Annotated in this window: 19 protein-coding genes; 8 read left to right on the forward strand and 11 right to left on the reverse strand. The window is 70.1% G+C overall.

Annotated features, from left to right (window positions below; genetic code table 11):
* Nucleotides 1–46: 46 nt before the first annotated feature.
* Entirely contained in the window at nucleotides 47–1,099 is a 1,053-nt protein-coding gene (locus V8688_RS05895; RefSeq protein ID WP_218720508.1) for an acyl-CoA desaturase, read from the forward strand.
* Here the strand turns inward: V8688_RS05895 and V8688_RS05900 are convergent.
* Together V8688_RS05900 and V8688_RS05905 are read right to left on the reverse strand one after the other, a co-directional pair.
* Nucleotides 1,087–1,983, reverse strand: a complete 897-nt coding sequence (locus V8688_RS05900) for a hypothetical protein (RefSeq protein ID WP_342800367.1) — start codon at nucleotides 1,981–1,983, stop codon at nucleotides 1,087–1,089. The two genes, V8688_RS05895 and V8688_RS05900, sit on opposite strands and share 13 nt — an antisense overlap.
* Before the next feature lie 285 nt (nucleotides 1,984–2,268).
* Entirely contained in the window at nucleotides 2,269–2,721 is a 453-nt protein-coding gene (locus V8688_RS05905; RefSeq protein ID WP_342800355.1) for a hypothetical protein, read from the reverse strand.
* A gap of 628 nt (nucleotides 2,722–3,349) precedes the next feature.
* On the opposite strand from V8688_RS05905, the gene V8688_RS05910 reads away from it, so the two are divergent.
* Nucleotides 3,350–4,348 carry an AraC family transcriptional regulator ligand-binding domain-containing protein gene (locus V8688_RS05910; RefSeq protein WP_342800356.1) on the forward strand — a complete coding sequence of 333 codons (999 nt, stop codon included), beginning with the start codon at nucleotides 3,350–3,352 and terminating at the stop codon, nucleotides 4,346–4,348.
* Here the strand turns inward: V8688_RS05910 and V8688_RS05915 are convergent.
* Entirely contained in the window at nucleotides 4,338–4,523 is a 186-nt protein-coding gene (locus V8688_RS05915; RefSeq protein WP_308248605.1) for a hypothetical protein, read from the reverse strand. The genes V8688_RS05910 and V8688_RS05915 overlap by 11 nt on opposite strands.
* Nucleotides 4,524–4,853: 330 nt before the next feature.
* Nucleotides 4,854–5,981, reverse strand: a complete 1,128-nt coding sequence (locus tag V8688_RS05920; RefSeq protein WP_342800357.1) for an NADH:flavin oxidoreductase — start codon at nucleotides 5,979–5,981, stop codon at nucleotides 4,854–4,856.
* 115 nt (nucleotides 5,982–6,096) lie between these two features.
* Here V8688_RS05920 and V8688_RS05925 point away from each other — a divergent pair, with 115 nt between their 5' ends.
* On the forward strand, nucleotides 6,097–6,540 hold the full coding sequence (locus tag V8688_RS05925; RefSeq protein ID WP_255588280.1) for a MarR family transcriptional regulator: 444 nt from the start codon (nucleotides 6,097–6,099) through the stop codon (nucleotides 6,538–6,540).
* A gap of 262 nt (nucleotides 6,541–6,802) precedes the next feature.
* The gene (locus V8688_RS05930; protein WP_342800358.1) at nucleotides 6,803–7,987 is read left to right on the forward strand and encodes an alanine--tRNA ligase-related protein; all 1,185 of its coding nucleotides are present in this window, start codon (nucleotides 6,803–6,805) and stop codon (nucleotides 7,985–7,987) included.
* Nucleotides 7,988–8,122: 135 nt separating this feature from the next.
* Here the strand turns inward: V8688_RS05930 and V8688_RS05935 are convergent, their stop codons facing one another.
* Nucleotides 8,123–9,325, reverse strand: coding sequence for a lipid-transfer protein (locus V8688_RS05935; protein ID WP_218720516.1), 1,203 nt, complete (start codon nucleotides 9,323–9,325; stop codon nucleotides 8,123–8,125).
* Complete coding sequence (locus tag V8688_RS05940) at nucleotides 9,309–9,740, reverse strand: OB-fold domain-containing protein (RefSeq protein ID WP_218720569.1); 432 nt, start codon at nucleotides 9,738–9,740, stop codon at nucleotides 9,309–9,311. Before V8688_RS05940 ends, V8688_RS05935 begins: the two co-directional genes overlap by 17 nt.
* Before the next feature lie 156 nt (nucleotides 9,741–9,896).
* Here V8688_RS05940 and V8688_RS05945 point away from each other — a divergent pair, with 156 nt between their 5' ends.
* Nucleotides 9,897–10,661, forward strand: a complete 765-nt coding sequence (locus V8688_RS05945; protein ID WP_342800359.1) for a hypothetical protein — start codon at nucleotides 9,897–9,899, stop codon at nucleotides 10,659–10,661.
* A 33-nt stretch (nucleotides 10,662–10,694) separates the two neighbouring features.
* Here the strand turns inward: V8688_RS05945 and V8688_RS05950 are convergent, their stop codons facing one another.
* On the reverse strand, nucleotides 10,695–11,099 hold the full coding sequence (locus V8688_RS05950; protein ID WP_316574951.1) for a MarR family transcriptional regulator: 405 nt from the start codon (nucleotides 11,097–11,099) through the stop codon (nucleotides 10,695–10,697).
* Nucleotides 11,100–11,181: 82 nt separating this feature from the next.
* On the opposite strand from V8688_RS05950, the gene V8688_RS05955 reads away from it, so the two are divergent.
* The 3 genes from V8688_RS05955 (at nucleotide 11,182) to V8688_RS05965 (ending at nucleotide 14,779) form a co-directional block, all read left to right on the forward strand.
* Nucleotides 11,182–13,002 carry an ABC transporter ATP-binding protein gene (locus V8688_RS05955; RefSeq protein WP_342800360.1) on the forward strand — a complete coding sequence of 607 codons (1,821 nt, stop codon included), beginning with the start codon at nucleotides 11,182–11,184 and terminating at the stop codon, nucleotides 13,000–13,002.
* A 102-nt stretch (nucleotides 13,003–13,104) separates the two neighbouring features.
* Nucleotides 13,105–13,440 carry a hypothetical protein gene (locus tag V8688_RS05960; RefSeq protein ID WP_342800361.1) on the forward strand — a complete coding sequence of 112 codons (336 nt, stop codon included), beginning with the start codon at nucleotides 13,105–13,107 and terminating at the stop codon, nucleotides 13,438–13,440.
* Between the two features lie 88 nt (nucleotides 13,441–13,528).
* Nucleotides 13,529–14,779 carry a helix-turn-helix domain-containing protein gene (locus V8688_RS05965; RefSeq protein ID WP_342800362.1) on the forward strand — a complete coding sequence of 417 codons (1,251 nt, stop codon included), beginning with the start codon at nucleotides 13,529–13,531 and terminating at the stop codon, nucleotides 14,777–14,779.
* Between the two features lie 47 nt (nucleotides 14,780–14,826).
* On the opposite strand, the gene V8688_RS05970 is transcribed toward V8688_RS05965, so the two are convergent.
* The 4 genes from V8688_RS05970 to V8688_RS05985 form a co-directional block, all read right to left on the reverse strand.
* Nucleotides 14,827–16,134 carry an FAD-dependent oxidoreductase gene (locus tag V8688_RS05970; protein ID WP_342800363.1) on the reverse strand — a complete coding sequence of 436 codons (1,308 nt, stop codon included), beginning with the start codon at nucleotides 16,132–16,134 and terminating at the stop codon, nucleotides 14,827–14,829.
* A complete protein-coding gene (locus tag V8688_RS05975) occupies nucleotides 16,131–17,120 on the reverse strand; it encodes an AfsA-related hotdog domain-containing protein (protein ID WP_342800364.1) in 990 nt (329 codons plus the stop codon). The genes V8688_RS05970 and V8688_RS05975 overlap by 4 nt, the downstream gene beginning before the upstream one ends.
* Entirely contained in the window at nucleotides 17,117–20,239 is a 3,123-nt protein-coding gene (locus V8688_RS05980; RefSeq protein ID WP_342800365.1) for a beta-ketoacyl synthase N-terminal-like domain-containing protein, read from the reverse strand. The genes V8688_RS05975 and V8688_RS05980 overlap by 4 nt, the downstream gene beginning before the upstream one ends.
* A gap of 23 nt (nucleotides 20,240–20,262) precedes the next feature.
* The coding region (locus V8688_RS05985; RefSeq protein ID WP_342800366.1) for a beta-ketoacyl reductase at nucleotides 20,263–21,441 on the reverse strand (1,179 nt) is incomplete at its 5' end.

Genomic DNA, 21,441 nt, shown 5'->3' on the forward strand with positions numbered 1-21,441 from the left:
CCGCAGGATTACGAAGGGCGAGATTTCCGCCGATAGCTTCGGAATCATGACGACGCCCTCCCTGGTCCCCGCTTCCGCTCCACCGACACCACGGCGCGGCGCCGATGGTGACTACGCCCGGCTGCTGCGCCGGATCTCCGACGCCGGGCTGATGAACCGGCGCCCGGGCTACTACGCCGTCCGGCTCGGCCTCGTCGCGACCGCGTTCGTGGCGAGCTGGGCGGCCTTCGTCCTCGTCGGTGATTCGTGGTGGACCCTGCTGGTCGCCGTCGCCCTCGCCGTGACGTTCGCGCAGGTCGCGCTCGTCATGCACGATGTCGCCCACCGGCAGGTCTTCCGGCTCAGGCAGCCGACGGAGCTGGTCGGGCGCATCGTCGGCAACGCAGGCATCGGCTTGGGCTACGGGTGGTGGCAGGACAAGCACACCCGCCATCACGCCAATCCCAACCACGAAGAACTCGATCCGGACGTCGCGCCCGACATTCTGGTCTGGTCACAACAGCAAGCGCGGTCCAGTCGCGGTCTGCCTCGCCTACTCGGCAGGGCGCAGGCATTCCTGTTCTTTCCGCTCCTGCTGCTGGAGGGGTTGAATCTTCATCTGGCCGGTGTCCGTGCGCTCGGAAATCGATCGATGAAACACCGCGGACTGGAGGGCGCGCTACTGGTGGGCCACTTCGCCGTCTACACGGCCGCGGTCTTCGCGGTGCTGCCCGCCGACAAGGCGATCGCCTTCATCGCGGTCCACCAGGGCCTTTTCGGCCTGTACATGGGCTGCATCTTCGCCCCCAACCACAAGGGCATGCCGACCCTGACCGGTGAGAACCGCCCCGACTTCCTCCGCCGCCAGGTCCTGACCTCCCGCAACGTGCGCGGTGGCGCGGTGACCGATCTCGCGCTCGGCGGGCTCAACTATCAGATCGAGCACCACTTGTTCCCCAGCATGCCGACGCCGAACTTGCGCCACGCCCAGGTGATCGTCCGCGACTACTGCGCGGAAATCGGCGTTCCGTACCACGAGACCGGGCTGATCTCCTCGTACCGCGAGGCGCTCACGCACCTGCACCGGGTCGGCGCACCCCTGCGCGGTCAGCCGAAGTAGCCCGCGTAGTCGCTGAACGGTACCTGGCCGGTGGGGCTCGCCTTGATCGCCGCGGCCACCTGCGGCGGAATCGGCGCCCAGTAGGCCGGCATCCCGGCCGCCAGGACAGGGTTCAGGACGTAGATCAGGGCGAAGTTCACGATCCACAGCGGTGGGGCCATCGACATCCCGACCTCGGCGCTGACCCCGCCCTTGGTAGTGGTCACCAGCTGGGCCGCGCCCGACATCTGCTGTGCCACGAATCCATACGCGGCCTGCACCGTATAGGCCGACCGATAGAGCGCGACCAGGGTGTGGACCGCACCGTTGTCCCGCAGCCAATTGCCGACGAACCCGCCGGGCGCGATGAGCGTGTTCACCTGCCTGGTCGGTGCGTCGGCGTTGGCCGGGCTCTCGAGCAAGCCACTGGGGTTCACATACAGCCCGTAGCTGCCCAACACCGAGGACACCGGCCGCCCGTCGATCTCGGAGTAGACGGGTCGGCCCACCGTGTTGGTGAGGATCTCGACGCAGGCGACGATCACCCCCGCCGCGTCGAGGTTCCCGCCGACGCCACCCCCGGACGTGAGATCGAGATACTGCTGTTCGGTCAGCGCGTCACCCCGCCCGAGACCGATCCGACCGGCGATCGTATCGGCCCGCTCCTGACCGAGCGGCTGGTTGAGCTGATCCGCGCTCGTCATCTGCGGTGGTGCCACGTATTCATAGGCGGGGGCGCCGGAGTAGGGCAGCGAGAAGCCGGTGCCGTCACCGTTCGCCACCGGTTGTCCGAATACCGTCTGGGTGCCCGTCACGGCGAGCAGACAGGCACCGATCAGGGCCGCCATCAGGAGGAACCCGTGCCGGACAGTCGACCGCCCGCACCCCGGACCCACCCACACCATGGCGCGCATTTCTACCCCTCAGACAGTGTCGAACAAGGTGAAACCAGCTTCCAAGTCAGTCAAAGCCGTGGCCGCGACCGTGTCAAGCCCCGTTACCTCAGCCGACGAGGACCGCGGCGTCCGCATACTGTGAGGTCGCGGGCGATCGCGGCGAAACTCGACTCGTCGGCGCCCACCGATTCCGCCACCTCCGCCGACCGGCCGAGCACGTCGACACACTCTGCTCGGCGCGAGCATCACCAGCGCGGTATCGCTAAATCGACGAGTTCGTCGACGACCGTCGCATCAGAAACCGCCGCCGCAGGAGGAGAAGCTGTCGTGGCCGGAATGGCCACCTTCACTGGAGTGGCCGCCGAGATAGGGGCCGGAACGGGTCGGCGGGCGAGACGGGACGCGCCGGGAATCGTTCCAGTGGCGCGGAGCCACCACGGCCCACCAGGCGGTGAAATCCACACCGCTGACGCGCTCGATCTCGGCGCGATCGGCGGCGGCCCAGTGCACGGTATAGCCGGTGAGGTGATGGGTGGGGCGCTGAAGCTCGTCGACCAATTCGCCGGTGGTCAGGGTCGAGTCCTCGGCGCGAAAGACATGGACGGTTCTGTCCGACTCGGTGACGCGGTAGCTCCATCGGGTGCGGGCGGCCAGCTCGGAGCAACGGTCGTCGCGTTCTTCCCGCTCGCGCTGCGCTTTCCAGAGTCGTGCCTGTTCCTCCTGCGCGCGTGCGTCGGCCTCGTGCACGCGGAGCTCGATCTGCTCGCGGACCCGGCGATAGCGCTCGGCGATGTCGTGCAGCCGCTGTTCGAGTCCGTCGAACGCCCGCCGTGACGCGCCCCGGCTGCGGCGGCGTGCCGCCGACCAGCCGGCTCCACGCCGCAGTCCGGGTGAGAAGTATCGACGGCATAGGCTTCGACATATGCCCGGCTCGGGTCGAAACCCGCCAGCTGCCGGTCGTTCAAGCGATAGCGGAAATCGAACGAATAGCGGTACAGCGTCACCGACACCATCGTGTTCCTCCCCACGGATACTTCCACGGTAGCGCCGGTGCGGGCGGGACGGGTGCGGCTTCGCGACGGAGCCGCCAGCGGCCTGGCGAGCAAGCGATCGGCGGCGGGACCGGAGTTGTCGCGCAAGGTCTTTCCCGTGATGGCCGGCACGCGAGTACCCGCCGCGACCACGCCACCGCTGATGGCGATGCTCGGGCGAGGAGGCGGGGAAGGTCACCGCATCGACGCCCGCCGCCGCGTCCCAGCGTATCGTCCTCCATGGAGAAATCCCGCCCAGCTCGGATTCGCCGAATCGGTCGACGACGGCGGCTGACGTAGCCGCGACCGGTCCGCGGATCGGCCTGCCGCCACGAGGAGACGTCATGGCTACCGACCAGAGCTTGCTACATCGTTTCGTCATCTCGCAGTTCGACGCGGCCGGGCTCGATCGCGCGCAGCTGATCCGCGATGCCGGGGTCCCCGACTGGTCGATGACCGGCCAAGACGTGCATCTGCCGAGCGAGGTGTTCTCCCGGCTGTGGGAGATCGGCGAACATCGTCTCGGCCCGGACGTCGCCCTGCAGGTCGCCCGCCGCTACAAACTCTCGAGCCTGGGCCTGTACGACTATCTGTTCTCCTCCGCGCCGACGCTGGGCGCCGGGCTGGCCACCTGCGGGCCGTACGTCACCGCGGTCACCACCAATCACCGCTTCGACCTGGTCGCCGAGACCGAGCACGAATCCACCCTCTACCTCGAGATGCTCCACGGCGACGGCCGGGGGCGCGACCACACCCAGCTGTGGGGACTGTCGGCCGTGCTGAGCCGGGCCCGCCGCGTCGTCGACGGTCCGCTCGACCCCGTCCGCGTCGCGCTACGCCAGGCCGCTCCCCCGCATATCAACAGCTTCCGGGACGTGTTCGGTTCCGCCACCGTCGAGTTCGACGCGCCGACCGACTCGATGACCTTCCGCTCCGCGGACCTGAATCTGCCGTTGACGACCGCGGATCCGGTCCTGGCCGGGGTCCTGCAACCACTGGCCGCCGCGCTGCCGCCGCCACCGACGCTCGCCTCGGCCTGGCCGCAACGGGTGGCCGAGGCCTTGGACCAGGCAATCGAGGCCGGGGAGGTATCCCTGCACAGCGTCGCCCGCATCCTCACGGTCAGCCCCCGGACGTTGCAGCGACGCCTGACCGAAGCCGGCACCACCTGGCGCGCGGAGCTGGACCGGGCACGCAGCGCCCGATTCGCACAGGTGACGGTCGCGGGATCGCTCAGCGGCACCAGGCAGGCCGAACTTCTCGGCTACTCCGACGCGGGCTCGTTGCGCCGGGCCGCCCGGCGCTGGTCGGGGTCCTCACCGGCGTGCAGCCTCACACCCTGAGGTAGGTCGAGGCGATCCGCCAGAAGGTCTCCCGCTCCATCAGGTGGAAGTCCCACCCGTCGGTGATGTCGCGGAACGCGGCGACGATCCCGGCGACGTCGAAATCGTCCCGGGTCGCCGTTCCCTTCGCCTCCAGTGCGGAAATCACGTAGGCGGTGGCACTCTCCCTCGTCACCGACAACGCAGGCTCCCCTCGGTAGCACACTGATCCCTATCGAACGTAAGTCTCGAATCACCTCGGGACCGCGACAAGGACGGAACGCGCCAATCCCCGGCCGAACGCGCCAACCTCGCGATCGGCCGGTCGCCGGGGAGACGACCGGCCGGGGCTCAGCCGATCTCGACGCGACGAGGATCTCCGTCGCCGCGGCTCGGGCGTGCGCGGGTCGGCGCCGGTGCCTCCCGCAACCCGGGTCCGAGTCGGTATCGATGCGCGAATGAGGGGTTGTCACTGCATGATTCGATGAACTTTCCGCTGCGAACTGTGCTCCGGAGACAGATCCGGCTAGCTCAGGGTCTTCATCGCCGCCGCGTCGTAGGGCTTCAGCTCGTCGATTCGGCCCGCCAGCACCTTGGCCGCCCACTCCGGATCCTGGAGCAGGGCGCGGCCGACGGCGACCATGTCGAACTCGTCGCGCTCCATGCGATCGAGGAGGTTGTCGATCGTGCCGAGCTCGGCGCCTTCACCCGTGAACGCGCGCAGGAAGTCGCCGTCGAGTCCGACCGAACCGACGGTGATGGTCGGCTTGCCGGTCAGCTTCTTGGTCCAGCCCGCCAGGTTCAGGTCCGAGTCGTCGAACTCCGGGAGCCAGTAGCGGCGGGTGGAGGCGTGGAAGGCATCGACACCCGCGGCGGCGAGCGGGGTCAGGATGCCCTCGAGCTCCTGCGGGGTCTCGGCCAGGCGCGCGCGGTAGTCCTGCTGCTTCCACTGCGAGAAGCGGAAGATCACCGGGAACTCGGGCGAGACGACCGCCCGGACCGCGGCCACGATCTCGGCCGCGAACCTGGTGCGCGCCACCGGGTCACCGCCGTAGCCGTCGTCGCGGCGGTTGGTCTGCGCCCACAGGAATTGGTCGAGGAGGTAGCCGTGGGCGCCGTGCAGCTCGACCCCGTCGAAGCCGATGCGCTCGGCGGCCGCGGCGGCCTCGGCGAAGGCGGCGATGACATCGTCCAGATCGGCCTGGGTCATCGCCTTGCCCGCGCCCTCGGTGCCATCGGCGCCGATGCCCGAGGGGCCCATGGCCGGGGCGTCGGGATAGGGCTGCTCGCCCTGGTTGCGGACCATGCCGATGTGCCACAGCTGCGGCACGATCGTGCCACCGGCCGCGTGTACGTCCTCGGCGACCCGGGCCCACCCCGCCAGCTGCTCCGCGCCGTGGAACCGCGGCACCCGATCGCTCTGCCCGGCCGAATCGTGGCCGACGTAGGTGCCCTCGGTGACGATGAGGCCCACACCGGCGGCGGCCCGGCGCGCGTAGTACGAGCGCACGTCCGCCCCCGGCACACCGCCCGGGGAGAACATGCGCGTCATCGGCGCCATCACGATGCGGTTGGGGACGGTCAGGCCGTTCAGGGTGACGGGGCGGGCCAAGACCTCGGCCGTGCGGGCGACGTCGGACGCGGTGACGATCACGGGGGTGCTCCTCAAAGTCACTTGACAATGTCGATGGTTGAGAACTTCAAGCAATATGCCACACCGTAGAGGTAGATATTTGAGATGGTCAAGTTTCTGCGGATATGGTGGTCGCATGACAGAAGCTCCCCACGTCGACTCGGCCCAGCTCATGGAGCTGCTCTCGGTGTCCCTCGGCGTCTACTACGGGGACTTCACGGCGGCGGCGGCGAGTGAGAACCTCACCGCGAGCCAGGGCAAGACGCTCACGGCGCTGCGCCGCCGACCCATCGCGATGCGGGTCCTGGCCGAGGCCTTGGCCTGCGATGCCTCCAACGTCACCGGGATCATCAACCGGCTGGAGAAACGCGGCCTGGTCCGCCGCGAGGCGAGCCCGTCCGACCGCCGCGTCACCAATCTGGTCATCACGCCCGAGGGCGAACGAGTCACCGATGCGATCCGGGCGAAGATGCAGGTCACCCGCGATGGCCTGGACAGCCTCGGCGAGCAGGACCGCGACACCCTGTACGCGCTGCTCGAACGAGTATTCCTCTCCCGCAAGAGCACTCGACCGCAGTGAACCAGCAGTGCACGTTCGCCGACCGGCACCGGCCGAAATCCGGTCGCGCCCCGCATCCCGCGGCTGCTACCGTGCCCACATGATGGTCAGTCCACGCAACGCCGCCGCGGCCGCACGAGCTCTCCGCTCGCCGGTCGCTGCCGCCTGACCTCTTCTTCCCCCGCCGGCGACCGGAAACGGTCCGCCGGTGCGCGTCGGTCTCGAATCCGGGCCTGCCATGGACGGTCGCTTCCGGTCGATTTCTCTCGATGGAGCAATCACCATGATCACCACAGACCAGACCGTTCGGACTTTCCTCGACTTCTTCCGCGACCGCGGGCACGAACTCACGCCGGGCGGATCGCTCACCCCCTCGCCCGGGGACCCGGTGCTGTTCACCACCTCCGGGATGCACCCACTGACCCCCTATCTCCTTGGCCGCCCGCATCCGCTCGGCCGACGGCTCACGAACGTGCAGCGTTGTCTGCGCACCACCGATCTCGACGAAGTCGGCGACGACACCCACCTGACGGTGTTCGAGATGCTCGGCTCCTGGTCCCTCGGCGACTACGGCGGCCCGCAGAGCCTGCGCTGGGGAATCGAACTGCTGCGCGACGGATTCGGCATCGACCCCCGCCGGATCCACGGCACGGTCTTCGGCGGTGACGACCGGGTCGAACCCGACCACGAGTCGTGGCGTACCTGGCAGGACCTGGGCCTACCGGTCGAACCGACGACCGAGGAGAACTGGTGGTCCAACGGGCCGACCGGACTCTGCGGACCCGATTCGGAGATCTTCCTCTGGACCGGCAGCGAGAATCCGCAGGGCACACCGACAACCGACGACCGGTGGGTGGAGATCTGGAACCACGTCACGATGCGCTACGTGCGGCACCCCGACGGCGGTCTCGAACCGGTCCGCCGACCCGGTATCGACACCGGGATGGGCCTGGAGAGGCTCGGGCGAATCCTGCAGAACACGCCGTCCGTCTTCGAGATCGACGTCTTCCGGCCCTGGTCGACCACGCTGCCCCGGCTCTGGGGCCCGCTGGGGGAATCGTCGCTGCGCGTGGTGTCGGACCACCTGCGATCCAGCATCGTGATCCTCGGCGACCGGGTCACCCCGTCTCCCTCGGGGCGCGGACACATCCTGCGCCGCCTGATCCGCCGCACCCTGACCACACTGTGGCGCGACGATCCGAGCCGCACTCTGTCGGACCTGCCGATCGACCTGTTCGACCACACGCTCGACCACTTCCGGCAGCATGTCGACCCACACCCGGTGCGCACCCTGTTGCTCGACGAGGAACACAAATTCGATCTGCTCCTCCAGCGCGGACGACAGGTGCTGTCCCACCGCCGATTCGCCGGACCGCTGACCGACGACGACTACCGCTACCTGCACGACACGCACGGTTTGCCGCGCGACCTCGCGGTCTACCTGAGCACCGAATCCGGTATCGGCTGAGGCCGACTCGACAGCGAGCGCCGGGCGGGGCCGCGTCCCTGACGTGCCCCACCCGCCGGATGCCGCCGTCGGATGCCGGAGAACGTCCACCTTCGCGGTGGCCGCTCATTTGCACCGGAGCAGCGCGAACCCCGCTCAGCGAGTGGCGATGATGGCCGAGCCGTGGCCGAACAGGCCCTGGTTCACCGCGATGCCCGCGCGCGCGTCATCGACCTGGCGACCGTCGGCCTGGCCGCGCAATTGCCACGTCAGCTCGCAGACCTGGGCGATCGCCTGCGCGGGAATCGCTTCCCCGAAACAGGCCAGGCCGCCACTGGGATTCACCGGCACATGACCGCCCAGTGTCGTCGCGCCACTGCGCAACAGCTTCTCCGCGCCGCCGGTCTCGCAGAGCCCGATGTCCTCGTACCAATCCAGCTCCAGCGCGGTGGACAGGTCGTAGACCTCCGCGAAGGACAGCTCGGAGGGACCGAGCCCGGCCTCCTCGTAGGCGGCGTAGGCCACCGCGGAGCGGAACTCGCGCGCCGGCGCCTCGACCGCCACCGCGGAATCCGTCGCGAAATCCGGCAGGTCGAGCACCGTTTTCGGGAACGTCGGCGTGACCGTCGACAGCGCGCGGATGCGGACCGGATCGGCGATGCCGTGACGCCGCGCGTAGTCCATCGACGTCAGCACGAGGGCGGCACCGCCGTCACTGGTCGCACAGATGTCGAGCAGGCGCAGCGGATCCGAGACGATCGCCGAGGCGGCGACCTCCTCGGCCGAGACCTCCTTGCGATAGCGGGCATACGGGTTGTTCAGGCCGTGCCGGGCGTTCTTCACCTTGACCGCGGCGAAGTCGTCGAGTGTCGCGCCGTGCAACGCCATGCGCCGACGGGCGTACAGCGCGAAATAGATGGGGTTGGTCGCGCCCAGCAGGTGGAAACGCAACCAGTCCGGATCGTCGCGACGCTCGCCGCCGACCGGCTGGAAGAACCCCTTCGGGGTGGTGTCGGCGCCGACCACCAGGGCCACCTCGCACAACCCGGCCAGGATCTGGGCGCGGGCATTGGCGATGGCCTGAGCACCGGAGGCACAGGCGGCGTAGCTGCTCGAGATCCGCGCCCCCGTCCAGCCGAGCGCCTGGGCGAAGGTCGCGCCCGAGACGAAACCGGGGTAGCCGTTGCGGATCGTGTCCGCGCCGGCGATGTAGTCGACGTCGCGGTGGTCCACGCCGGCATCGGCCAGCGCGGCACGGGCCGCGACCAGTCCGTATTCGACGAAATTGCGGCCCCACTTGCCCCACTGGTGCATACCCGCACCGAGGACTGCGATATCGCGATTACTGGTCTCGGTCATCGACCGGCCTCCACATCCACACCGTGTGCTCCGCTTCCTCGTCCTCGTACAGCACGCCGAGGGTCAACTCCACCGGCATGCCGACCGCCAGGTCGTCCACCGTCAGGCCGCGCACCACCTGCCCGAGAATCACCATCTGCTCGACCTCGAGCTCCACGGCCGCGACGACATACGGCTCGAACGGCTCGGCGGAGACATAGGGCGGGGGTGGCTTGTAACGGGCATCCGCGTACGACCAGATCCGGCCACGGGTGGAGAACAGGTACTCGGCGAGTTCGGAGCCGTCCCGGGGACCCGCGCACTGCGGGTTCCGGCAGGCGAGCGTGTTCCGTGGGAAATACGGTGTGCCGCAGGCAGTACAGCGACTCCCCTGCAGACGCACCGTGCCGTCGTCCGCGGTGAACCAGTCGGCCACGGCAGGGCGTTGTTCTTTCTGCACGAGCCCGACGGTATAGGAACACGTTCTACTTCGGGGCCGGAATCCACTTCACCGGCACATCGGCGGAGGTACGGTGAAGCCGGATTGAGGATGCGCCGCCATTCTCGAGTCGAGCTGGAGTACCACAACGCGATGGGCACCGAAGTCATTGATCCGCAGTCGATCCGCAATGTCACGATCATCGGGGACCCCGAGGCGACGACCCGGGTCGTCCACCGGCTGACCCGCCGTCCCGCCGGGCCCCGATCCGGCACGGCGACCACGATCCGGTGGACCGATCACACGATTCGGCTCACCCAGCTGTCGAGCCAGGAGCCCCTCGCGACGCTGGAGCACTCGCTTCGGGTGGCCGACGGGGTGGTCGCGGTCATGAACGCCGCGGCACCGCGCGCCCCTCGGCTCGAGACGATCCTGCGAGTCGCCGACGACCACCAGGTCGCGCGGCTGTGCCTGGTGACCGGGCTCGATCATCCCGCCGCGGACTTCGACCGCTGCGTCCGCACGATCGCGGGCACCCACGGAGCGGTGCCGTTGACGCTGCAGATCCCCCACGGCATCGGCGCCGGGTTCGCCGGCGTCATCGATCTGGTCCGGATGGGGGACCTGGCACCGATGGGCGCCGAGTTCTACGGCAGCCATTGGCAGGTCGCCGAACAGTGGTATCGCAGGCTCGTGACGGCGGTGACCGACCACCGGGACAACGACCCCGGCCCGCCGGAGGTCTGCCCCGAACAGGTCTCCGACCGCGTCCGGCGCCTCACCCATGTCGGCGACGCCGCGCCGGTCCTGTGCGATCCGGCGCCGTGGAGCGATGTCGCCCCGCTCCTGGACGCCGTGATCTGCTACCTGCCGTCCCCCCTGCACGTCTGCCAGCCGGAACACGTCCTCGACTGGTGACCGGCGGCCTCCGGCGTGCTGCCGGGTCGTGGACTATCCGACGAGCTTGCCGAGGATGCCCCGCAACGTGGCACGCTCGTCGTCGGTGAGCCCGGCGAAGAAGTCGTCGGATTCCTTCGTCCGAGCCTCCGACAGGGTGCCGAGTGTCCGCGCCCCCAGGGCCGTCACCGCCACGAGAGTCGCGCGACGGTCCGTCGGATCGGGCGCGCGGGTGACCAGACCGGCCTGCTCGAGCACGTCCACCACCTCCGTCGCCGATCGGGGGCTGATCCGCAACGCCTCGGCGAGAGCCGAGAGCCGCAGTCCTTCGTGCTCGCCCGCCACCCGCAGCGCGCGGGCCTGATGCGGGGTCAGTCCCATCGGCGCGTACGCCGCGGCCCAGCGTCGGCGCAGCGTCCTGGCGACCTGCATCAGGAGCTCGCTGTCGTTGTCGGGCATAAATCCGGCCTCTCCAGTTGTTTACACTGCCAGATAGTGAGGGAACCTCAGCATACGTCCATTCCCCCGAAGGGGGTTGCCTGTGAAAGACCAAGACTCTTCCCGCGGCGGCCGCACCCGCCGCCCCGACCCGGCCGACCGCGCACAGCTGCGCGAGTCCCCCGTGTCCGTGCGCCGGATCGCCGCGCTCTTCGCGCCCTACCGGCTTCGGCTCACCGTGCTGATCGTCCTGATCGTGGCGGGCTCGACGATCAGCCTCGTCTCGCCGTTCCTGCTGCGCCTGGTGATCGACGACGCGCTCCCCCAGCAGAACATCTCGCTGCTGCTGTGGGCGGTGGGCGGCATGCTCGCCGTCACCGTCCTCACCGCCGTGCTCGGCGTCGGCCAGACACTCATCTCCACCACCGTCGGGCAGCAGGTCATGCACGCGCTGCGCACCGACGTGTTCCGCCATCTACAGCGCCAATCGCTGGGATTCTTCACCCGCACCCGCGGCGGCGAGGTCCAGTCGCGCCTGATCAACGATGTCGGCGGCATGCAGTCCGTGGTCACCAGCACCGCGACCGCGATCGCCGGCAATGTCACCACCGTGGTCGGCACCTCGATCGCGATGGCGGTGCTGTCGTGGCGGCTGTCACTGCTGTCGCTGGTGGTGCTGCCCCCGGCGATCTGGCTGACCCGCCGCGTCGCCCTGCTGCGCCGCGACATCACCGCCCGGCGTCAACGCCACCTCGCCGACCTGCACGGTCAGGTCGAGGAAGGACTCTCGGTGAGCGGTGTACTGCTGGGCAAGACGCTCGGCACCGGGCCCGTGGCCTCCGCGCATTTCGAACAGACCTCCCACGACCTGGTCGACCTCGAAGTGCGTTCCCAGCTCGCCGGCCGCTGGCGGATGGCCACGATGAACATCGTCTTCGCGGCGATCCCCGCCGTCCTCTACCTCGCCGCCGGTTTCCCCGCGACCAGCGGCGCCATGACGATCGGCACCCTGGTCGCCTTCACCACCTTGCAGTCCGCGCTCTTCCGCCCCCTGATGAGCCTGCTCAACGTAGGTGTCGAAGTCACCAGCTCGATGGCGTTGTTCAGCCGGATCTTCGGCTACCTCGATCTTCCGGTCGAGATCGACGAGCCCGCTCGGCCGATCGACCTGGACCCGCGCGATGTCGTGGGCGAGGTCCGGTTCGACGACGTCAGCTTCCGCTACGACGCCCACGGCCCCGATGTGCTCGACGGTGTCTCGCTCGTCGTGCCGCCCGGGTCGACGCTCGCCCTGGTCGGCGAGACCGGTTCCGGCAAGACCACGCTCGCCTCGCTCGTCGCCCGCCTGCACGACGCGACCGGCGGCCGGGTGAGCATCGACGGCGTCGACGTGCGCGACCTCGAATTGGGCACCCTCGCCCGCATCGTCGGCGTCGTCTCGCAGGAGTCCTACCTGCTGCACACGACCATCCGCGAGAACCTCCGCTACGCCGCGCCCGAGGCCACCGACGCCGAGATCGAGCGCGCCGCCCGCGCCGCTCAGATCCACGAGCTGATCACCTCGCTTCCCGAGGGTTACGACACCGTGGTCGGCGCGCGCGGGCACCGGTTCTCCGGTGGTGAGAAGCAGCGCATCGCCCTGGCCCGCACCCTGTTGCGCGACCCGCGCGTGCTGGTGCTCGACGAGGCCACCAGCGCCCTGGACAACGAGACCGAGCGCGCGGTGCAGGCCGCCATCGATGTGGTGGCCCAGGGGCGCACGGTCATCACGATCGCGCACCGGCTCAGTACGATCCGCGACGCCGACCAGATCGCCGTCCTCGATCACGGCCGGGTCGTCGAGCTCGGCGACCACATGACGCTGCTCGACGACGCGGGACGCTACGCCCGGCTCAACGGCGCCGCCGAGGCCGCGGCGGCCTGAAGTCCGCGGCGGCCGATCGGCAGATCGCCAACGCAGCGCGCCCGACGTCGGGCAGATTCCAACGCCCCGGCCGCCGGGCGCTCGCGCTGTCAGCATGCGACCGTGCGCATCCGGGTGTTTTCCGACGGTCGTGATGGCGATGCTGGGTGCGTTGCCCGCCACGATGTATCACCGCGCTACGTCGGTGTGCTCGCGACGTTCGAACCGATGCATCAGGTGTACACGGCGGTGCGAGCGATCCCGTTCTTCGACGCCGACCTGGGCGCGGGACCGGCGCACGGTTTCTGGATGACCCTGCTCGGCCTCGCCGTCGGACTGACGCTCGGCGCGCTGGTCAGCCGGCTCTACGACCGCGCCGGCCTGCACCGCAAGGCTCCCGGCACACTCCCGATTCCCCGCCCTGTGAGCCCTCACAGCGGCGATTGCACAAGATCGTGAGCACCCCAGGCAGCGTGACTGGACTCTGAGCCAGCGCTCGCGCGCTAGCTATGTTGCCATTCACACAGGACACGATGGAGTGAACGCGATGACTTCTTCCGCTATCGATCGGGCGCCCGATCCGATCACCACCACCGACGGCCGTGCTGTGTCGAGCTTCTTGGGCAACGTCGACGATCTGGTCTCGCAGCTGGTCACCTACTTCGCCGAGAACGTCATGCCCTGTCAGGCCCTGCCGAGTGAAGCGATGCGCAGCGACGTCACCGAGTTCACCCGACGCTGCCTGATGCTGGCGATGGAGATGCTCGACAAGCGCACGACGCCCTCCGAGGCGCAGCTGGTGGCGCTGCGCGCGGCCTCCGCCCAGCACGCGCGCGAAGGAGTGCCCGTCGAGACCCTGTTGCGGGCCTACGCCGAGGGTTTCCGCATCGGCTTCGAGTTGGTCATCGGCAATGTCACCGCCGCCGATCTCGCCGAGGTCATCGCGGGCACCCGCCTGCTTCTGCAGACGCTGGAGGTGATCAACGCGACGGTGACCGGCGCCTACCTCGACGAGCAGCGCCAGGTGGCCAAGGAGCATCAGACCGGGGCCCAGACGATGGTGTCGGCGCTGCTGAGCGGGCACGGTGTCGGCGCCCTGACCCGGCAGACCGGCATCCGGGTGGCCGCGTCGTATCAGGTGGTGGCGCTGATGATTCCGGTGATCGCGGACGAGCTCGATCCCCGGGTCGACGCCCAGGTCGTCGCCCGGCGCAAGCTGCGCCGGGTACAGGCGGCGTTGGCCGATGCCTTCGCCTCGCGCTCGCTGGCGCTGCTGAGCACCTACGGCGGCACCCTGCTGATCCCGAACGACCAATCCGACGAGCCGGTGATGACCGAGGCCGTCCTCACCGAGATCAGCAAGCTGGCCGGGGTCGGACTCACCGCGACGCTGGTGCCCGCGCCGACCCACCTGATCCCGACGGCGGCCGAGCAGGCGCACGAACTGCTGGATCTGGTGCGTGGCATCGCCAAACCCGCAGGGCTGTATCAGCTGTCGGATGTGGCGATCGAGTATCAGCTCACCCGGCCGGGGCCCGCGCGGCATCATCTCGCCGCGGTGATCGCCCCGCTCGCCGACCATCCGGATCTGCTGGAAACGCTGCGGACCTACATGGACACCGGACTCAATCGCAAAGCGACCGGCAGCCGGCTGCACGTCCACCCCAATACGGTCGACTACCGGCTGCGGCGGGTGGGTGGTCTGACCGATCTCGATCTCACCACGGCGGAAGGCATCCTGCGTGCCCGGATCGCCTTGCTCGCCGACGATCTGGAGAACACCACCGGCGCCGCGTGACGCGGGCGGTCGTCGAGCACGACACCGACGACCGCACCGCATCGGCGCTACCGCGTGATCGCGCGCGCCGCGGCGACACCGGACCGGAAGCACGCTTCGAGCTGCGCGCCCAGCAGATAGTCCCCGGCGAGTTCCAGTCCGGCCAGGGCATCGGACTGTTCGCGCACCTTCCCCAGGAACGCGGCGTGATCGGGCAGGTACGCGCAGTGCGCCGCGGCCCAGCTGCGCGATTCGGTGCGGACGCGGGCCGGCATGAACCCGCCGAGGTGGCCGCGCACCGTCGCTTCGGCTTCGTCGATCCAGCGGCTCAGCTGCACGGTGTCGGGTCGTGGGCGGGCCGCGCGGCCGCTGAAGGTGTAGCGGACGATGTCGCGGTCGTGCACGCCGTAGACGCCGGCGGCGCTGCACGGACCCGAGTCGAACGCGATCGAGCGAACGGTGCTGCCGAAGAACGGCTTCGCGTACTGCACCACCGCCACCGTGGACGGGTGATAGGTCACCTCGCCCAGCAGCTTGGCCAGCGCGGGTGCCACCGGCTCCAGCAGGACCGCGGCCGCGTGCGCCGGAATCGCGAGCACCACCCCGTCGTAGCCGGTGGAGCTCGCCGCGCCGCCGCTGTCGGACACGTCCAGTCCGGTGATCCGCCCGTCGCGGACGACGAGGCGATCCACCCGGGTGTTCAGCCGCACCCGCACCTGCCCGGCGAACCAGTCCAGGACGGGCTGCATTCCGTCGACGAGCTGGTCGTAGCGATCCTGCACCATGCCCAGGCTCACCCCGAACGCGCCGAGGAAGACCTCGTCCGGCTCGGCGGCGTTGAGCCGAACTGTCAACGGCCGCAACACGGTGCGCGCGAAGTCCGGGCCGAAGTGCGCGCTCAGCGCGGCGTCGTCGTTGCGGGCGCCCACGGCACCGAAGAAGTCCGAGCCCAGGTACCGATGGCGCTCGTCGAAACGCACCCGCGCGCCGTAGTAGGCCATGCGCGCCGCGTCCGCCGGCGATCCGGTGCGCAGGAGATGACGCAGGAATCCGGCGATGCCGGGGTTGTCGAGGGTCACCATCTCGCCGTCGACGATCTGCGAGCTGTTGATGCCGAACGGCTCGTAGGCCCGGTCTCCCGACGCGGCGATGAACCGGCGCAGCTCGTGATATCGCCGTCCGATGTTCTTGCCGCCCATCATGATCGGGCGGCCGCCGAGCGTGTCGAAGCCGCAGCGGCCGCCGAGCACGGCGTCTTGTTCGAGCACCTCGACGTCGTGTCCGGCCTGATGGAGCTGGTAGGCGGCGCCGATACCGGACAGACCGCCGCCGATGACGGCGAACCGCTTGCCCGATCCTGTCGCTGGGGTGGTCATGATCCGGTGTGCTCCTGTCGTTCCCGGGACGCGGGATAGTGCGCCAGCTCGAGGCGAGCGACGGCGATGGTGTTGCCGAACTGGTGCAGGTCGACCTGGACGGCGATCTCGCCCATCGCGAGGTCGCCCACGATCGTGGTGGCGCAGGTGATCTCGCTGTCGAGTTCGGCGAAGTCGCTGAACCGGGCCGTCACGTCCAGCACCGCCGCGACCGGCGAGTCGAGCGCACCGGCCTCGGTCGCGGCGAGGACCGCCGCCTGCCGGAACGCCTCGAGCAACAGCGGGCCGGGGACATGGTCGTACTGGTGGTCGAAGAAGCTCGGGTGGCCGCGATCCACGACCAGGACCAGCCTGCCCGCGGCATCGCGGGCGAGCACGACATTGCGTGGGTCGCGCCGTCCGACCAGGGCGGGATCCAGCGGTCGGGGTGCGTCGGCGCCGCTCGGGGCGCGCGCGGATCGACCGCGCCGCTGGAGTTCGCGGAATTCGTCGTAGGCCTCGCGCGGGAACGCGATCCCGCTGCCGCGCACCGACAACGCCGACGCGCCGTGCACGGTCAGCACGGCCTCGAAGGAGACATCCTGGTAGTAGCCGCAGCCTGATCCCGCTGCCCCCGGGCGGAGTCGCACGATCCCCTCGAAGGGTTCGCGTTCGGTGTCGCGGAAGGTGCTGAGGTCTTCGACCTGGAACGACATCGTCTGCAGGCTCGCCGGCGCGTCGGCGGGCACCCCGAGGTGCCGCTGGCCGACGACCAGCAGCGACTGTCGTACGGCCTCCAGCGCGGCGAAGGGATCGTGATAGGCGACCAGCCGGTCGAACCACAGCGAGTGCGCTCGCGGAACCTGTACCGCGACAAGGAATTCGCTCTCGCCCACGACGGCGGTGTCGGCGACGTAGACCTCGGCCAGTCCGCGCCGGTGCGCCAGGACGGCCGGTACCAGCTGCTCGAAGGCGACGGTGCCGCGAGGCACGGAGGACTGCGTCATGCGGGCACCGCCTCGGGGGTCGTCGTGTCGGCCCAGATCCGGGCGACGAGCAGATCCGCGAGCGCTCGGGGCGTCGGATGGGTGAACAGATCCTCGAGCGAGACGTGGGTACCCGCGGCTCTGGTGATCCGGCCGCGCAGTTCCAGCGCGCTGAGCGAGGTCAGCCCGATCTGCAGGAGCGTGGCGTCGAGGTCGATGTCGTCGTCGGTGCGGTCGATGAGGATTTCCCGGATCTGGGCCAGCACCAAGCGCGTCGCGACCTCGGCACGCTGCTCGTCCGGGATCTCCGCCAGGTCCGCTCGCTCGCGGGCCTGCGCCGATTCCCGCAGCGTCGACGGTCCGGCGGACGGCGTCGCCTCGCCGACGATGCCGTTGCCCGCCGCGCCGATCAGGTTCTCGACCACGGCGCTGTCGGTGTGTACCCAGTAGCGCCTGCGCTGGAACGGGTAGGTCGGCAGGTCGACGAGCCCGGGCGCCCGGTCGCCGTGGAGCGCCCGCCAGTCCACCTCGGCGCCGCCGACCCATGCGCTCGCCAGGGCCTGCACCGCCGACATCGCCTCGTCGACACCGGGTCGCAGCAGCGGGACGGTGACGCTGCCGCTGGCGGCGAGCGTCTCGTAGACCAGGGCGGAGAGCGTGTCGCCCGCGCCGAGCTCGAGATAGGTGCCCACCTCGGCTTCGTGCATCCAGCGCACGCTGTCGTGGAAGAGCACCGGTTCACGGGCCTGGCGAACCCAGTGGCCGACCGAGGTCAGCAGGCCCGGGGTCGCTTCGGCGCCGGTCAGTGTGGACACGACCGGGAGCCGGGGCTCGTCGAGCCGGATCGACGCCAGGACCCCGCGCAACTCCTCGACGATCGCCGCCACGTGGGGGGAGTGGAAGGCGCGATCGACACCGAGCCGCGTGACCCGGCGCCCGCGGCCCCGCCAGTACCGGGCGATCTCACCGATCGCGGTGGGATCGCCCGCGATCACCGTGGCGTTCGGGCCGTTGACCGCGGCCACCGAGACCGTCGCGCGCCCCGCGATCGAGGCGAGCGCCTCGTCGGCGCCTACCCGCACCGCGATCATCGCGCCCTGTTCCATGCGCTGCATCAACCGGCCACGGGCGGCCACCACCGCGATCGCGTCGGGGAGCGAGAACACCCCGGCCACATACGCGGCGGTGAGTTCACCGAGGGAATGCCCGACCAGGTAATCCGGTGTCGCTCCCCAGGATTCGAGCAGTCGGTACAGCGCCACCTGGAGGGCGAACACGGCGGGTTGGGCGTAGTCGGTCCGCGTGAGCAGCTCGGTGTCGGCGTCGAACACCGCCCCGCGCAGCGAGTGCTCGAGGTGGGCGTCGAAGCCGGCGGCGGTCTCGTCGAAGGCCCGCGCGAAGACCGGGTAGGCGTCGTAGAGTCCGCGGCCGATACCGGCGAGCTGCCCGCCCTGACCGGGAAACATCATCGCCAGCTTGCCGCCGCGAGGCGACGCCACGGCCGAGGGTGCGCCGAGCGCGGCGAGCCCGTCGAGGAGTTCGGCGCCGGTCCGACCCACGACGACCGCACGGTGGTCGAATCGCGTGCGCGTGGTGGCCAGCGAATACCCGATCCCGGCGGGGTCTGCGGCGGAGTCCGCCACCGCGGCGTACAGCCGAGCCGCCTGGGCGCGCAGACCGGCGGCATCGCGTGCCGACAGCGGCCACGCGACGGGTGCCGTGGGTTGCCGATCCGGCTCTGTCACCGGGCTTTCCGGCTCCGGCGCCTGCTCCACGATCACGTGCGCGTTGGTTCCGCTGATGCCGAACGACGACACCCCGGCCCGGCGCGCGTGCTCGGTTTCCGGCCAGACCTGGGGACGCCGCGCGAGCCGGATCCGGTCGGCGGACCAGTCGGCGTGCGGGGTCGGTGCGTCGACGTGCAGGGTCGGCGGGACCATCGCGCGCCGGAGCGACTCGACGACCTTGATGACGCCGGCGACCCCGGCGGCCGACTGGGTATGTCCCATATTGGATTTGACCGAGCCGAGCACCAGCGGCGGCGCACCGTCGCGCTGCCCATAGGTGGCCAGCAAGGCCTGCGCCTCCACCGGGTCACCGAGCACGGTGCCGGTGCCGTGGCCTTCCACCACGTCCACCTCGCCGGCCCGCAGCCCGGCGTTGGCCAGGGCCGACTGGATCACCCGCTGCTGGGCGATGCCGCGCGGCGCGGTGAGCCCGTTCGACGCGCCGTCACTGTTCACCGCGGACCCGCGCACGACCGCGAGCACCCGGTGTCCGTGCCGCCGGGCATCCGAGAGACGCTCCAGCAGCAGCATTCCGGCGCCCTCGCCCCAGGCCGTGCCGTCGGCGCCGGCGGCGTAGGACTTGCACCGCCCGTCCGCCGCCAGCGCGCGCTGGCGGGAGAACAGGGCGAACGGCATCGGGGTCGACATCACGGTGACACCCCCGGCCAGGGCCGTCGTGCACTCCCCCAGCCGCAGCGACTGCACGGCCTGGTGGATCGCGACCAGCGAGGACGAGCACGCGGTGTCGACGGTCACCGCGGGCCCCTCCAACCCCAGCAGATAGGCGACGCGACCGGCCGCCATGGAGGCGTGGTTACCGGTGAAGTAGTAGGTCTCGGCGCCGTCCCAGGACCGGGTGGCGCCGAAGCCGTAGCCCTGATCGCTGAAGCCGACGAACACCCCGGTCGCGCTGCCGCGCAGGGCCGTCGGGTCCAGCCGGGCGTGCTCGACCGATTCCCAGGCGACCTCGAGCAGCAACCGCTGCTGCGGGTCCATCGCCTCGGCTTCGAGCGGGCTGATGCCGAAGAAGCCGGCGTCGAACTCGCCCGCGTTGTCGAGGAAACCTCCTTCGCGCACATACGATTTGGCGAACTTGTCGGGGTCGGGGTCGTAGAACCCGTCGATGTCCCAGCCGCGATCGGCGGGGAATTCGGTGATCAGGTCGCGCCCGTCGATCAGGGCCTGCCACAGCTCGTCGGGTGTGGTGATCGCGCCGGGGAACCGGCACGACATGCCGATGATCGCGATCGGTTCCCTGGCGCGTTCCTGCTCCTCGCTCAGGCGCTGCCTGGTTTCCTGCAACTGTCGGGTGGCGCGCTTGAGATAGGCGCGCAGTTCGGCTTCGTCGGCCATTCGAGTCTCGCTTTCTGGTCGGCTCAGACCGAACGGACCTGGTCGATCAGGTCGAAGAGCGCGTCGTCGTCGGCGACGTCGATGTTGTCGACGAAGTCCTCGGCCCCGCCGCCGCGCAGGGCGCGCGCGAGGTCGTTGATCCGGCCGAGCAGCTCCTCGATCCGTTCCGGCGGCAGGTCCACCCCGGCGCACCCGGCGGCGAGCGCGTCGAGCTGGGCGGCGATGCGCGCCGCGGGATCGTCGACCGGGGCGATCTCGGTGCGCAGGTACTGAGCCAGCGCGGCGGCGTTGGGGTAGTCGAACACGATGGTGGTGCGCAGCTTGGCCCCCGTGGCGGCTTCGAGCCGATTGCGGAATTCCACCGCGCCCAGCGAGTCGAAGCCCAGGTCGGTGAAGGCGGTCTCCGCGGGCACCGCCTCGGCGGAGGCATGCCCGAGTACCGCCGCTGCGTGCGACCGGATCACGCCCAGGATGATCCGCTCCTGCTCGGCGGGCTCGACGCCGGCCAGCGCGGCCAGCAGCTTCGCCGATTCGTCGGAGCCGCCACCGGCGACCCGGCGCGGACCGCGCAGCAGCGACCGCAGAATCGCGGGCATCTCGTCCACGTCGCCGAGTGACTGCAACGCGGTGAGATCGAGTCGGGCGGGGACCGCCAGCGACCTGCCGGTCGACAGCGCGGTGTCGAACAGGGCCATGCCGTCCGCGTCGCCGAGCGGGATGAGACCTTCGCGGCGCATCCGCTGCCGGTCACGCTCGGTGAGATGACCGGTGATGCCGGTGCCGCGCTCCCACAGCCCCCAGGCCAGGGCGGTCGCGGGCAGGCCGTGCTGCCTGCGGTGCTGGGCCAGTGCGTCGAGGAAGCCGTTGGCCGCGGCATAGTTCGCCTGACCGGGATTGCCGAGCAGACCCGCGATCGAGGAGTACAGGACGAACTGGGCCCGCGGGTGGTGGCGCGTCGCCTCGTGCAGGTGCCAGGCGGCTTCGGCCTTGGCGTGGAATACCTTCGCGACGTGGTCGGGGGTGTGCTCGGCGAACAGCGCGTCCGCGACCAGGCCCGCGGTGTGCACCACCGCGGTGAGCGGGCGCTCGGGTGGGATCGCGGCGACCAGCGCGGTCACCGCGTCCCGGTCACCGACATCGCAGGCGGCGATGTCGACCCGGGCGCCGAGCGCGGCCAGTTCGGCGGCGAGCTCGGCGGCGCC

The organism is Nocardia sp. No.11, from assembly GCF_038752175.1.
Classification (GTDB): Bacteria; Actinomycetota; Actinomycetes; order Mycobacteriales; family Mycobacteriaceae; genus Nocardia; species Nocardia canadensis.